Here is a 13393-nt window from a genome sequence, read left to right as displayed (position 1 = left end):
CTAGTTATTCTGGTAAATGTCCTTGTAAAGCCGGCTTTCGAAGCGCACTAACGGGATGCGGCGATTACGCTGGTCCGCTGGTTCAACGGCATAACCGGAAAGATACTGCACAAAGGCCATGCGCTGCCCGCTTGCCGTGGTGATGAAACCAGCCAGATTATATACACCCTGCAACGAACCCGTTTTCGCCGATACTTTGCCATCCACGCCTGCCTGATGTAGGCCAGCACGGTACTGTAGAGAGCCATCGTAGCCCGCGAGCGGCAGCATAGAGATAAAGTTTAGCTGATTATCGTTCTGCGCGATGTATTGCAGCACCTGCATCATTGTGGCCGGTGAAATCAGGTTATGGCGCGAAAGGCCTGAACCATCGACGACAATACTGTTCCCCAAATCTACGCCAGCTTTTTGACGCAATATCTGGCGGACTGCATCAGCACCTGCCCGCCAGGTGCCAGGAACGCCCAGCCGGTTATGTCCGATGGTCCTGAATACGGTATCGGCAATCATGTTATCGGATTTCTTGAGCATGATTTTAAGCAGGTCATGCAGCGGTGCTGACTGTTTGCTGGCTATCACCGTGCCCGGCTCGTTGGGTTGAGTCTGGCGCAGCAGTGTCCCGCTATAGCTGATCCCTGCCTGCTTCAGTTCATCTTTAATGATGGCACCGGCATAGCTTGCACCATCCTGAATAGCAAAGGCTAATGGCAGCGGATCGGCACGCTGTGTAAGGCAGCCGGTAAGCGTATAGCGGTTGAGATCGCCCGGGACAACATCCAGTTCGCAGTATTGGGCGTCAGGAGAGCCTTTGGCCAGCGTTCTGACCTGACTAAACATCACGACCGGATAGTAAGAAGCAATGCGGATATAGGCTAAATCGTCTGCTTTTGGGGCGCTGTATAAGGAAATAGAGAAGCAGTTGCGATCCACGATGGCTGCGGCAGGTGGGGCGCTGAAGCACTGTGTCATGTCGTTCCACGGCCAGCCGGGCGCTTTATCGTGGCTGGCGAAAATAGACGTGTCGACCAGCACGTTGCCCTTAATCTGTTGGACGCCCGCTTTTTTTAATTCGGCAACCATGTTGCGAATATCCTGACGCTTTAGCGTAGGATCGCCGCCGAAACGAGCGATAAGATCGCCGTTAAGTACGCCATTATCGATTTGAGCACGGCTTTCCAGCGTGGTGGTAAAACGAAAATCTGGGCCCAGCTGAAGGAGCGCCGCCAGCGCCGTAATCACTTTTTGAGTACTGGCAGGCAGAGCCATTTGTTGGCTGTGATAATCAATGAACGGGCTTGTCGCACCGACTTTTTGCACCATCAGCGCCAGGTTCGCCCCGTCAGGCAACTGGGAGGTGTACTCTTCAACGTTCGCAGCCTGAACATTGATGGCTACGGCAGCGGTCAACCCAATGACAAATCTCAAAAATCGCATAATCTCGCGGTAACGGCCTGGAAACGTGACCGCCATACTACGGTGCATTATGGTGCAAAGTAAACGATGACCCTCAGGGAACTCCAGGGTAAAATACCGGTCAATTTGAAAACTGTTACTGACCTGGAGTTATCACCCCGGGTCGGTTTTCTTTTATTTGTTGCCGGAGAGACTTGCGTTACCGGCCATGCTCTTAAGCCAGCACGGTGTTTACCCTGCTGCAGAAGACTGATTTTAAGAGGTATAACAAATGCAACCTATTCCGATGACCTTACGTGGCGCTGAACAACTCCGCGAAGAACTGGATTTCCTGAAGTCCGTTCGTCGTCCTGAAATCATTGCTGCGATTGCCGAAGCTCGCGAGCATGGCGATCTGAAAGAAAACGCTGAATATCATGCCGCGCGTGAGCAGCAGGGTTTTTGTGAAGGCCGCATCCAGGATATCGAGGCTAAGCTTTCTAATGCTCAGGTGATCGACGTCACAAGAATGCCAAATAACGGCCGTGTGATTTTTGGTACTACCGTAACTGTACTGAACCTGGACAATGACGAAGAGCTTACTTATCGCATCGTTGGCGACGATGAGGCTGATTTTAAAAAGAATCTTATTTCTGTAAATTCGCCTATTGCTCGCGGTCTTGTGGGCAAGGAATGCGACGATGTTGTCGTAATTCGCACGCCGGGCGGTGATGTCGAATTCGAAATCTTAAAAGTAGAATATTTGTAATTTTTACTACGCTGGCTAAAGGGTTGGCGTATTGTAAAGAAAAGAAAAAGGCCGCATAGCGGCCTTTTATCAACGAACATAGCGTGGCATTTTGCACACCTCTGCTTATTTCGGCAGAGAAATCTTACGCTCTTTAGAAGGGCGATAGAGCACCAGCGTTTTACCGATGACCTGTACGTTACAGGCGCCGGTTTCCCGCACGATGGCATCCACAATTAAGGTTTTGGTTTCGCGATCTTCCGTTGCGATCTTCACCTTGATTAATTCATGGTGCTCAAGCGCTTGTTCAATCTCGGCCAGTACCCCTTCGGTCAAACCATTATTGCCAAGCATAACCACCGGCTTGAGCGGATGGGCCAGACCTTTTAGGTGCTGTTTTTGTTTAGTACTCAGATTCATCGTATTTTTTGCTTACGTTGGGATTGAAAACGGTTCATTCTACCGCCATCTCCAGTGTATCGCCAAATCGGCTGTGCTGATTGTTAGTTAGCCTGCTATTCACGATGAACAAAGTTGGATATTGAGATGACAGGTAAGAAGCGTTCTGCCAGCTCCAGTCGCTGGCTGCAGGAACACTTTAGCGATAAATATGTTCAACAGGCACAGAAAAAGGGGTTGCGGTCCCGTGCCTGGTTTAAACTTGATGAAATACAGCAAAGTGACAAACTTTTTAAGCCAGGAATGACTATTGTTGATCTTGGTGCTGCACCCGGCGGGTGGTCACAATATGTCGTGACGCAAATCGGGAATCAGGGGCGAATCATCGCTTGCGATCTTTTACCAATGGATCCTATCGTTGGTGTGGACTTCCTTCAGGGCGATTTTCGTGATGAATTAGTCGTCAAGGCCCTGCTGGAACGTGTTGGTGACAGTAAAGTGCAGGTTGTCATGTCAGATATGGCGCCAAACATGAGCGGGACACCGGCAGTCGATATTCCCCGCGCTATGTACTTAGTTGAACTGGCACTGGAAATGTGTCGGGACGTGCTGGCGCCGGGCGGTAGTTTTGTAGTGAAAGTGTTTCAGGGCGAAGGTTTCGATGAATACCTGCGAGAAATTCGCTCCCTGTTTACGACGGTTAAAGTTCGTAAACCGGACTCTTCTCGTGCCCGCTCACGTGAAGTGTACATTGTAGCGACCGGGCGCAAACTATAGTACCCTGACGCTGTTTGTTAACACAGTTGTAATATGAGGTTAATCCCTTGAGTGACATGGCGAAAAACCTAATACTCTGGCTGGTCATTGCCGTAGTGCTAATGTCGGTATTCCAGAGCTTTGGGCCCAGCGAGTCAAATGGCCGTAGGGTGGATTACTCCACTTTCCTGTCTGAAGTTAATCAGGACCAGGTTCGCGAAGCGCGCATCAACGGACGTGAAATCAACGTTACCAAGAAAGATAGTAACCGATACACGACTTACATCCCCGTTAATGATCCCAAGCTGCTTGATAATCTGATTACCAAGAACGTGAAAGTTGTGGGCGAACCGCCTGAAGAGCAGAGTCTGCTGGCAACTATCTTCATTTCCTGGTTCCCAATGCTGCTGCTGATTGGGGTCTGGATCTTCTTTATGCGCCAAATGCAGGGCGGCGGTGGCAAAGGTGCCATGTCGTTCGGTAAGAGCAAGGCGCGCATGCTAACGGAAGACCAAATCAAAACCACCTTTGCTGACGTCGCTGGCTGTGATGAAGCGAAAGAAGAGGTGGGTGAGCTGGTTGAATACCTCCGTGAGCCGAGCCGCTTCCAGAAACTGGGCGGTAAAATCCCGAAAGGCGTCCTGATGGTCGGCCCTCCGGGTACGGGTAAAACGCTGCTGGCAAAAGCGATTGCTGGTGAAGCGAAAGTACCGTTCTTCACAATTTCCGGTTCTGACTTTGTTGAAATGTTTGTTGGTGTTGGTGCATCCCGTGTGCGTGACATGTTCGAACAGGCCAAAAAAGCGGCGCCTTGCATTATCTTTATCGATGAAATCGATGCCGTAGGTCGTCAGCGTGGCGCTGGCCTGGGTGGCGGTCACGACGAACGTGAGCAAACCCTGAACCAGATGCTGGTTGAAATGGATGGCTTTGAAGGTAACGAAGGGATCATCGTTATTGCGGCAACTAACCGCCCTGACGTACTTGACCCTGCGCTGCTGCGTCCTGGTCGTTTCGACCGTCAGGTTGTCGTCGGTCTGCCAGATGTTCGTGGCCGTGAGCAAATCTTGAAAGTGCATATGCGTCGAGTACCGCTTGCACCGGATATCGATGCTGCAATTATTGCTCGTGGTACACCTGGCTTCTCCGGTGCCGATTTAGCTAACCTGGTAAACGAAGCTGCGCTGTTTGCTGCTCGCGGTAACAAGCGTGTGGTGTCGATGGTTGAATTCGAGAAAGCGAAAGACAAAATCATGATGGGGGCAGAACGCCGCTCCATGGTAATGACGGAAGCGCAGAAAGAATCGACCGCTTATCACGAAGCAGGCCATGCGATTATCGGTCGCCTGGTACCGGAGCACGATCCGGTCCATAAGGTGACGATTATCCCTCGTGGCCGCGCGCTGGGTGTGACCTTCTTCCTGCCTGAAGGCGACGCAATCAGCGCCAGCCGTCAGAAACTGGAAAGTCAGATCTCCACCCTGTATGGCGGCCGTCTGGCTGAAGAGATTATCTACGGGCCAGAACATGTTTCTACCGGTGCGTCGAACGACATTAAAGTGGCGACTAACCTGGCTCGTAACATGGTGACCCAGTGGGGCTTCTCCGACAAACTTGGCCCGCTGCTGTATGCGGAAGAAGATGGTGAAGTATTCCTGGGCCGTTCAGTGGCAAAAGCGAAGCATATGTCTGATGAGACTGCGCGTATCATCGATCAGGAAGTTAAATCACTGATTGAACGCAACTATGCTCGTGCTCGCCAGTTGCTGAATGAGAACATGGATATTCTGCACACCATGAAAGACGCATTGATGAAGTATGAAACCATCGATGCTCCGCAGATTGACGACCTGATGGCGCGCCGTGAAGTGCGTCCGCCAGCGGGTTGGGAAGATGCGAGCAAAAACAGCAATAACTCTGACAACAACGGTACCCCGAATGCGCCACGCCCGGTTGATGAACCGCGTACGCCAAATCCGGGCAACACGATGTCTGAGCAGTTGGGCGACAAATAAGACGCTCACGACAGATGTTTTTGCAGTAATCTATAAACCCCGGGCCTGTCCCGGGGTTTTTGTTTTTGTACAGCCCAAGACGAACGCAAAGGAAGAAGAATGAAACTCACCGCGCAAGGCTCCACGCTGGATCTTTCCCATCCTCACGTTATGGGAATTTTAAACGTCACGCCGGACTCTTTTTCCGACGGTGGTCAGCACAATTCCCTGGTTGAGGCCCTCAAGCATGCAAATGCGATGATCAATGCCGGGGCGACAATCATTGACGTTGGCGGAGAGTCAACCCGGCCTGGGGCTGCAGAGGTGAGCACAGAAGAAGAACTTGAGCGCGTTATTCCGGTGGTCGAGGCGATCGCTCAACGTTTTGAAGTCTGGGTCTCGGTGGATACATCAAAAGCCGAAGTTATTCGCGAATCTGCACGAGTGGGGGCGCATCTTATCAATGATATTCGTTCCTTACAGGAGCCCGGTGCGTTAGCCGCCGCCTCGGAAACGGGGCTTCCCGTTTGTCTGATGCACATGCAGGGCGAACCGAAAACGATGCAGCAGGCACCGCAGTATGAGGATGTGTTTGCCGATGTGAATCGCTTTTTTGTGGAGCACATTGCCCGCTGTGAGGCCGCAGGAATCTCAAAAGATAAATTGCTGCTCGACCCGGGCTTTGGTTTCGGTAAGAATCTCACCCACAATTATCAGCTATTGGCTCGCCTTTCGGAATTTCATCGCTATGGTATGCCGTTACTGGTAGGAATGTCCCGTAAATCAATGATTGGGCAACTGCTGAATGTGGGCCCGGATCAACGCCTGAGCGGTAGTTTGGCCTGTGCGGTGATTGCTGCGATGCAGGGGGCTCAAATTCTTCGCGTCCATGACGTAAAAGAGACTGTTGAAGCTATGCGCGTGGTCGAAGCTACGCTTTCAGTGAAGGAAAACAAATACTATGAGTAACCGTAAATACTTTGGCACCGATGGCATCCGTGGTCGCGTGGGCGATGCACCCATTACCCCTGATTTTGTTCTGAAGCTGGGCTGGGCTGCGGGTAAAGTCCTTGCGCGTCACGGTTCGCGTAAAATCATTATCGGTAAGGACACGCGTATTTCCGGCTACATGCTGGAGTCTGCTCTGGAAGCGGGTCTCGCGGCTGCTGGTTTGTCCGCGTCTTTCACCGGGCCAATGCCTACACCTGCGGTTGCCTACTTAACTCGTACATTCCGCGCGGAAGCTGGCATTGTTATCTCCGCATCGCACAATCCATTCTATGACAATGGCATCAAATTCTTCTCCATCGACGGGACTAAACTGCCGGATGAAGTTGAGGAAGCTATTGAAGCGGAGATGGAAAAAGAGATCACCTGCGTAGACTCGGCGGAGTTGGGTAAAGCCAGCCGCATTGTGGATGCTGCGGGGCGTTATATTGAATTCTGTAAGGGTACGTTCCCGAACGAACTAAGCCTGAATGGTCTTAAAATCGTCGTAGACTGCGCTAACGGCGCGACTTATCACATTGCACCTAATGTACTGCGTGAGCTAGGCGCAAAAGTCATTGCCATCGGCTGTGAGCCGGATGGAGTGAATATCAATGAAAAATGCGGTGCGACGGATGTGCGTATGCTGCAAGAACGCGTGCTGGCGGAAAAAGCCGACCTGGGCATTGCGTTTGATGGTGACGGTGACCGGGTGATCATGGTGGATAACCTGGGGCATAAAGTCGATGGCGATCAGATCCTTTATATTATTGCCCGGGAAGGATTACGTCAGGGGCAACTACGCGGCGGTGCCGTGGGGACGCTAATGAGCAATATGGGGCTTGAAGTGGCGCTGAAGCAGTTGGGCATTCCATTTGCTCGTGCCAAAGTCGGTGACCGCTATGTGCTGGAAAAACTGCAGGAAAAAGGCTGGCGAATTGGGGCTGAAAACTCCGGTCACGTCATTCTTCTGGACCAAACCACCACAGGTGACGGGATAGTTGCGGGCTTGCAAGTGCTTACCGCAATGGTTCGTAACCATATGAGCCTGCACGATCTGTGCAGCGGAATGAAATTGTTCCCGCAGATTCTGGTTAACGTTCGCTTTACCGCAGGCAGCGGCGATCCGCTTGAAAACGAAGAGGTCAAACGCGTTACGGCTGAAGTGGAAGCTGCATTGGGCAACCGTGGCCGGGTGCTGCTGCGTAAATCCGGAACTGAGCCACTCATTCGCGTGATGGTCGAGGGTGAAGATGAAGCTCAGGTGACCGCGTTTGCTCACCAAATCGCAGACGCAGTGAAGGCTGTTTAATATTTTTTCGTCGCAAACTGATTGAAAAGGCGGCAGTTGCCGCCTGTTTCTTTGGGGTAAATGGCTTGTTTGCTGTTTTTTTCCGCAGTCAGTGCATTGTTAATAAATTGCCCTTGCGCACCAGTCTGGCTTTGGTTAGTATTCTCACCCGCTTCAGTGGGTAATGACAAACGTATCCGCTTAACTGGTTTGAAGCAATTGGCGTGCGGTAATGCCGCAAGGAACAGGTTAATTATGTACGAAGCTCTTTTGGTTGTTTTCCTTATTGTAGCGTTAGGCCTTGTAGGTCTTATCATGCTGCAGCAAGGTAAAGGCGCTGATATGGGAGCCTCCTTCGGAGCAGGCGCTTCCGCTACGTTATTCGGTTCAAGTGGTTCTGGTAACTTCATGACCCGCATGACCGGTGTGCTCGCAACGTTGTTCTTCATTCTGAGCCTGGTTCTGGGTAACCTCAGCACCAACAAAACCAGTAAAGGAAGCGAGTGGGAAAATTTAAGTCAGCCAGCACAAACTGAGCAGACTGCGCCAGCGGCACCTACCAAGCCGAGCAGCGATATCCCACAGTAAGTTTGTCAGCTTCAATGCGGTAACATGAAGGTTGCCGTGTTCAAAGAGTGCCGAGGTGGTGGAATTGGTAGACACGCTACCTTGAGGTGGTAGTGCCCGATTGGGCTTACGGGTTCAAGTCCCGTCCTCGGTACCAAATCCTAGCAATTCTTGCATTTAATGCAATTCTGGCGTAGTATTTGCCACGTTTTCGGACGCGGGGTGGAGCAGCCTGGTAGCTCGTCGGGCTCATAACCCGAAGGTCGTCGGTTCAAATCCGGCCCCCGCAACCACTTTCCCTGAGAGTTCTTTTTCAAATATACTGTGAACACCAGTTTCGGTGCCTTCGCGAAGAATTTAGAAAAAAATTCTCCTGGACGGTGTCCGGGCCGCAGTTGCGGCATACAGGGTTCAGTTATATAAAGCCCCGATTTATCGGGGTTTTTTGTTATCTGACTTTAGAATAACTGGGCTATATGCCCTTTTTTTATGTCTTGGGGGTGGGCTTGTCCACATTAGAGCAAAAATTAACAGAGATGATTTCAGCACCGGTCGAAGCACTGGGCTATGAACTTGTAGGCATCGAATTCGTTCGGGGCCGCACGTCTACGCTGCGCATCTATATTGATAGTGAAGATGGCATCAATGTTGATGATTGTGCTGATGTCAGTCACCAGGTCAGTGCCGTACTGGATGTCGAAGATCCCATCACCGTGGCCTATAACCTGGAAGTGTCCTCACCTGGCCTCGATCGCCCAATGTTCACCGCAGAACACTACGTTCGTTTTACCGGCGAAGAAGTGAGCATTGTATTGCGTATGGCTGTGCAAAACCGCCGCAAATGGCAGGGTATTATTAAAGCCGTAGACGGTGAGATGATCACGGTAACGGTCGAAGGAAAAGACGAAGTGTTCGCGCTGAGCAACATCCAGAAAGCGAACCTGGTACCCCACTTTTAATAGTTTGGATTGAGGTGAAAACCCAGGATGAACAAAGAAATTTTGGCTGTTGTTGAAGCAGTTTCCAACGAAAAAGCGCTGCCGCGTGAGAAGATTTTCGAAGCGCTGGAAAGTGCGCTGGCAACGGCGACCAAGAAAAAATACGAGCAAGAAATTGACGTTCGCGTTGAGATCGACCGCAAAAGCGGTGATTTCGATACCTTCCGCCGTTGGGTTATTGTTGAAGAAGTCACTCAACCTACGCGTGAAATCACTCTCGAAGCGGCTCAGTTTGAAGATCCGGCTCTCGGCCTCGGCGATTACGTCGAAGACGAAATTGAGTCCGTCACCTTTGACCGTATCACCACTCAAACCGCGAAGCAGGTCATCGTGCAGAAGGTTCGCGAAGCCGAACGTGCGATGGTAGTAGATCAGTTCCGCGATCAGGAAGGTGAGATTGTTACCGGTGTTGTGAAAAAAGTTAACCGCGACAATATCTCCCTTGAACTGAAATCGGAAGGCATGTCCGGCAACGCTGAAGCTGTGATTCTGCGTGAAGATATGCTGCCACGTGAAAACTTCCGTCCGGGTGACCGTATTCGCGGCGTTCTGTACGCAGTGCGTCCTGAAGCTCGCGGTGCGCAGCTATTCGTTAGCCGCTCCAAACCTGAAATGCTGATCGAACTGTTCCGCATTGAAGTGCCGGAAATCGGTGAAGAAGTTATCGAAATTAAAGCCGCTGCACGCGATCCTGGCTCTCGCGCCAAAATCGCCGTGAAAACAAACGACAAACGTATCGACCCGGTCGGTGCTTGCGTTGGTATGCGCGGTGCGCGCGTTCAGGCGGTTTCTACTGAGTTAGGCGGTGAGCGTATTGATATCGTGCTGTGGGACGACAACCCGGCGCAATTTGTTATCAACGCAATGGCACCGGCCGACGTAGCATCCATTGTTGTCGACGAAGACAAACATACGATGGATATCGCGGTAGAGGCAGGCAACCTGGCCCAGGCCATTGGCCGTAACGGTCAGAACGTTCGCCTGGCATCACAGCTGAGCGGCTGGGAACTCAACGTTATGACCGTTGATGACCTGCAGGCTAAACATCAGGCCGAAGCGCATGCGGCTATTGATACCTTTACCAAATACCTCGACATTGACGAGGATTTCGCCACCGTGTTGGTCGAAGAAGGTTTCTCCACGCTTGAAGAACTGGCCTACGTGCCAATGAAAGAGCTGCTGGAAATCGACGGCCTTGATGAAGACACCGTGGAAGCATTACGCGATCGCGCTAAAAACGCGCTCACCACACTGGCTCTGGCGCAAGAAGAGAGTCTTGGCGATAAGAAACCTACCGAGGATCTGCTGAACCTCGAAGGGATGGATCGCCCGCTGGCCTTTAAACTGGCTGCTCGTGGTGTTAGCTCGCTGGAAGACCTTGCCGAGCAAGGTGTTGACGACCTGTCTGATATCGAAGGCTTAACGGATGAGAAAGCCGGCGAGTTGATCATGGCAGCGCGTAACATTTGCTGGTTTGGCGGCGAAGCGTAATAAACTGTAGCAGGAAGGAACAGCATGACAGATGTAACCGTAAAAGCGCTGGCCGCAGAGATTCAGACCTCCGTGGACCGCCTGGTACAGCAATTTGCTGATGCAGGGATCCCGAAGTCTGCTGATGACTCCGTTTCGGCGCAAGAGAAACAAACGCTGCTGGCCCACCTTAACCACGAACATGGTTCAGGCCCAGACAAGTTGACTTTACAGCGCAAAACGCGCAGTACTTTAAACATTCCAGGTACCGGTGGGAAAAGTAAATCGGTACAAATCGAAGTCCGCAAGAAGCGCACCTTTGTGAAACGTGATCCGCAAGAGACAGAACGCCTTGCAGCGGAAGAACAGGCGCAGCGTGAAGCGGAAGAGCAAGCCCAGCGTGAGGCAGAGGAAGCTGCCAAACGTGCGGCACAAGAAAAAGCTAAGCGTGAAGCTGAAGAACAAGCTAAGCGCGAAGCCGCTGATAAAGCGAAACGTGAAGCTGCGGAAAAAGACAAAGTGAGCAATCAACAAACTGATGAAATGACGAAAGCCGCCCACGCCGAGAAGGCTCGCCGTGAAGCGGAAGCTGCTGAGCTGAAGCGTAAAGCTGAAGAAGAAGCCCGTCGCAAACTTGAAGAAGACGCCCGCCGTGTGGCGGAAGAAGCCCGTAAAATGGCTGAAGCTAATGCTGGCGTTTGGGAAGAGCAGGAGAAGGTGGAAGACGATAAGTCTGACTATCACGTCACCACTTCCCAGCACGCTCGTCAGGCAGAAGACGAAAACGATCGTGAAGTTGAAGGCGGTCGTGGTCGTGGTCGTACTGCAGCTAAAGCTCCGCGTCAGAAAAAAGCTGGCGGTAAGCACGGCGAGTCTAAGGCTGACCGTGAAGAAGCTCGTGCAGCCGTTCGCGGTGGCAAAGGTAAGCGTAAGCCAAGCAGCCTGCAGCAGGGCTTTACCAAGCCAGCACAGGCCGTTAACCGTGACGTTGTGATTGGCGAAACCATCAGCGTTGCTGAACTGGCTAACAAAATGGCGGTTAAAGGCTCTCAGGTCATCAAAGCGATGATGAAGCTGGGCGCAATGGCGACCATCAACCAGGTTATCGATCAAGAAACCGCTCAGCTGGTAGCTGAGGAGATGGGCCACAAAGTTATCCTGCGTCGTGAGAACGAGCTGGAAGAAGCGGTAATGAGCGACCGTGACACTGGCGCTGCGGCAGAAACCCGTGCACCGGTTGTGACCATCATGGGTCACGTTGACCACGGTAAAACGTCTCTGCTGGACTACATTCGTTCTACTAAAGTTGCCTCCGGCGAAGCGGGTGGTATTACCCAGCACATCGGTGCTTACCACGTAGAAACTGACAACGGCATGGTCACCTTCCTGGATACCCCAGGTCACGCAGCGTTTACCTCTATGCGTGCTCGTGGTGCTCAGGCAACGGATATCGTTGTTCTGGTTGTTGCCGCTGACGATGGCGTGATGCCACAGACTATCGAAGCTATCCAGCACGCAAAAGCGGCGCAGGTACCGGTAGTTGTCGCGGTGAACAAAATCGATAAGCCAGAAGCCGATCCAGATCGCGTTAAAAATGAACTGTCCCAGTATGGCATCATGCCGGAAGAGTGGGGCGGCGAAAGCCAGTTCATCCACGTTTCTGCGAAAGCCGGTACCGGTATCGACGACCTGCTGGATGCCATCCTGCTGCAGGCCGAAGTTCTGGAGCTAAAAGCTGTCCGTAAAGGTATGGCAAGCGGCGTGGTCATTGAATCCTTCCTGGATAAAGGTCGTGGTCCGGTTGCTACCGTTCTGGTACGTGAAGGTACCCTGAACAAAGGCGATATCGTTCTGTGTGGCTTCGAATATGGCCGCGTGCGTGCGATGCGTGACGAAATGGGCCGTGAAGTGACCGAAGCGGGTCCTTCTATTCCAGTTGAGATCCTCGGCCTGTCCGGCGTGCCTGCCGCGGGTGACGAAGTTACCGTTGTTCGTGACGAGAAGAAAGCCCGTGAAGTTGCTCTGTATCGTCAGGGTAAATTCCGTGAAGTGAAACTGGCTCGTCAACAGAAATCCAAACTGGAAAACATGTTCGCCAACATGACTGAAGGCGAAGTGTCCGAAGTGAACATCGTGCTGAAAGCCGACGTTCAGGGTTCTGTGGAAGCGATCAGCGACTCCCTGCTGAAACTGTCTACCGATGAAGTTAAAGTTAAAATCATCGGCTCCGGCGTGGGTGGGATCACCGAAACTGACGCAACGCTGGCAGCAGCATCCAACGCCATCCTGGTTGGCTTCAACGTTCGTGCTGATGCATCTGCACGCCGCGTAATTGAAGCGGAAAGCCTGGATCTGCGTTACTACTCCGTCATCTATAACCTGATCGACGAAGTGAAAGCGGCGATGAGCGGTATGCTGTCTCCAGAGCTGAAACAGCAGATCATCGGCCTGGCTGAAGTTCGTGATGTCTTCAAATCACCGAAGTTTGGCGCGATTGCTGGCTGTATGGTTACCGAAGGTGTGGTGAAACGTCACAACCCAATCCGCGTACTGCGCGACAACGTGGTTATCTATGAAGGTGAGCTGGAATCCCTGCGCCGCTTCAAAGATGACGCAAGCGAAGTCCGTAACGGTATGGAATGTGGTATCGGCGTTAAGAACTACAACGACGTGCGCGTGGGCGATATGATCGAAGTCTTCGAAATTATCGAGATCAAGCGTACCATCTCCTGATAGCCGTACCGCATCAACTATCTTAGGGGGGCCGTGTGCCCCCCGTTTTGTCTGGAGA

12 protein-coding genes and 2 tRNA genes are annotated in these 13393 nt (G+C 52.0%); 11 read left to right on the top strand and 3 right to left on the bottom strand.

Annotated features, from left to right (window positions below):
- Entirely contained in the window at positions 1-1434 is a 1434-nt protein-coding gene (dacB, locus tag LH86_RS02775) for a serine-type D-Ala-D-Ala carboxypeptidase (protein WP_039305873.1), read from the bottom strand.
- 250 nt (positions 1435-1684) lie between these two features.
- Between dacB and greA the strand changes: the two genes are divergently transcribed.
- A complete protein-coding gene (greA, locus tag LH86_RS02770) occupies positions 1685-2161 on the top strand; it encodes a transcription elongation factor GreA (RefSeq protein WP_039288100.1) in 477 nt (158 codons plus the stop codon).
- Positions 2162-2266: 105 nt separating this feature from the next.
- Here greA and yhbY read toward each other — a convergent pair whose 3' ends face one another.
- Positions 2267-2560 (bottom strand): ribosome assembly RNA-binding protein YhbY, encoded by a 294-nt coding sequence (gene yhbY / locus LH86_RS02765; protein WP_008454796.1) that lies wholly within the window; start codon positions 2558-2560, stop codon positions 2267-2269.
- A 126-nt stretch (positions 2561-2686) separates the two neighbouring features.
- Between yhbY and rlmE the strand changes: the two genes are divergently transcribed.
- The 4 genes from rlmE to glmM all read left to right on the top strand — a co-directional run bounded on the left by rlmE (position 2687) and on the right by glmM (position 7588).
- Positions 2687-3316, top strand: a complete 630-nt coding sequence (gene rlmE, locus LH86_RS02760; RefSeq protein ID WP_008454794.1) for a 23S rRNA (uridine(2552)-2'-O)-methyltransferase RlmE — start codon at positions 2687-2689, stop codon at positions 3314-3316.
- 56 nt (positions 3317-3372) lie between these two features.
- Positions 3373-5310 carry an ATP-dependent zinc metalloprotease FtsH gene (ftsH, locus tag LH86_RS02755; protein ID WP_039288095.1) on the top strand — a complete coding sequence of 646 codons (1938 nt, stop codon included), beginning with the start codon at positions 3373-3375 and terminating at the stop codon, positions 5308-5310.
- Between the two features lie 99 nt (positions 5311-5409).
- Complete coding sequence (gene folP / locus LH86_RS02750; RefSeq protein WP_039298156.1) at positions 5410-6258, top strand: dihydropteroate synthase; 849 nt, start codon at positions 5410-5412, stop codon at positions 6256-6258.
- Positions 6251-7588, top strand: coding sequence for a phosphoglucosamine mutase (gene glmM / locus LH86_RS02745; RefSeq protein WP_039298154.1), 1338 nt, complete (start codon positions 6251-6253; stop codon positions 7586-7588). Before folP ends, glmM begins: the two co-directional genes overlap by 8 nt.
- Here glmM and LH86_RS22535 read toward each other — a convergent pair.
- On the bottom strand, positions 7585-7758 hold the full coding sequence (locus LH86_RS22535; protein ID WP_156107004.1) for a hypothetical protein: 174 nt from the start codon (positions 7756-7758) through the stop codon (positions 7585-7587). The genes glmM and LH86_RS22535 overlap by 4 nt on opposite strands.
- Positions 7759-7822: 64 nt before the next feature.
- On the opposite strand from LH86_RS22535, the gene secG reads away from it, so the two are divergent.
- From secG to infB, 6 genes are all read left to right on the top strand, one after another.
- Positions 7823-8155, top strand: coding sequence for a preprotein translocase subunit SecG (secG, locus tag LH86_RS02740; RefSeq protein WP_038478508.1), 333 nt, complete (start codon positions 7823-7825; stop codon positions 8153-8155).
- Positions 8156-8204: 49 nt separating this feature from the next.
- A tRNA-Leu gene (locus LH86_RS02735) sits at positions 8205-8291 on the top strand.
- Between the two features lie 59 nt (positions 8292-8350).
- Positions 8351-8427, top strand: a tRNA-Met gene (locus LH86_RS02730).
- Positions 8428-8640: 213 nt separating this feature from the next.
- Positions 8641-9093, top strand: coding sequence for a ribosome maturation factor RimP (rimP, locus tag LH86_RS02725; protein ID WP_008454786.1), 453 nt, complete (start codon positions 8641-8643; stop codon positions 9091-9093).
- A gap of 27 nt (positions 9094-9120) precedes the next feature.
- Positions 9121-10623: a transcription termination factor NusA gene (gene nusA, locus LH86_RS02720; protein WP_008454785.1), complete on the top strand. Its 1503-nt coding sequence runs from the start codon at positions 9121-9123 to the stop codon at positions 10621-10623.
- A gap of 24 nt (positions 10624-10647) precedes the next feature.
- Complete coding sequence (gene infB / locus LH86_RS02715) at positions 10648-13335, top strand: translation initiation factor IF-2 (RefSeq protein WP_039298152.1); 2688 nt, start codon at positions 10648-10650, stop codon at positions 13333-13335.
- Positions 13336-13393: the final 58 nt, after the last annotated feature.

It is taken from the genome of Cedecea neteri, assembly GCF_000758325.1.
In the GTDB taxonomy this organism is placed as follows: domain Bacteria; phylum Pseudomonadota; class Gammaproteobacteria; order Enterobacterales; family Enterobacteriaceae; genus Cedecea; species Cedecea neteri_B.
This window is presented reverse-complemented; position numbering and strand designations above follow the sequence as displayed.

Excerpts from the sequence above, each read along its gene's own strand:
- dacB (WP_039305873.1), bottom strand. The coding sequence starts at position 1,434 with ATGCGATTTTTGAGATTTGTCATTGGGTTGACCGCTGCCGTAGCCATC.
- infB (WP_039298152.1), top strand. The coding sequence starts at position 10,648 with ATGACAGATGTAACCGTAAAAGCGCTGGCCGCAGAGATTCAGACCTCC.
- glmM (WP_039298154.1), top strand. The coding sequence starts at position 6,251 with ATGAGTAACCGTAAATACTTTGGCACCGATGGCATCCGTGGTCGCGTG.
- folP (WP_039298156.1), top strand. The coding sequence starts at position 5,410 with ATGAAACTCACCGCGCAAGGCTCCACGCTGGATCTTTCCCATCCTCAC.
- greA (WP_039288100.1), top strand. The coding sequence starts at position 1,685 with ATGCAACCTATTCCGATGACCTTACGTGGCGCTGAACAACTCCGCGAA.
- secG (WP_038478508.1), top strand. The coding sequence starts at position 7,823 with ATGTACGAAGCTCTTTTGGTTGTTTTCCTTATTGTAGCGTTAGGCCTT.
- rlmE (WP_008454794.1), top strand. The coding sequence starts at position 2,687 with ATGACAGGTAAGAAGCGTTCTGCCAGCTCCAGTCGCTGGCTGCAGGAA.
- nusA (WP_008454785.1), top strand. The coding sequence starts at position 9,121 with ATGAACAAAGAAATTTTGGCTGTTGTTGAAGCAGTTTCCAACGAAAAA.
- ftsH (WP_039288095.1), top strand. The coding sequence starts at position 3,373 with ATGGCGAAAAACCTAATACTCTGGCTGGTCATTGCCGTAGTGCTAATG.
- yhbY (WP_008454796.1), bottom strand. The coding sequence starts at position 2,560 with ATGAATCTGAGTACTAAACAAAAACAGCACCTAAAAGGTCTGGCCCAT.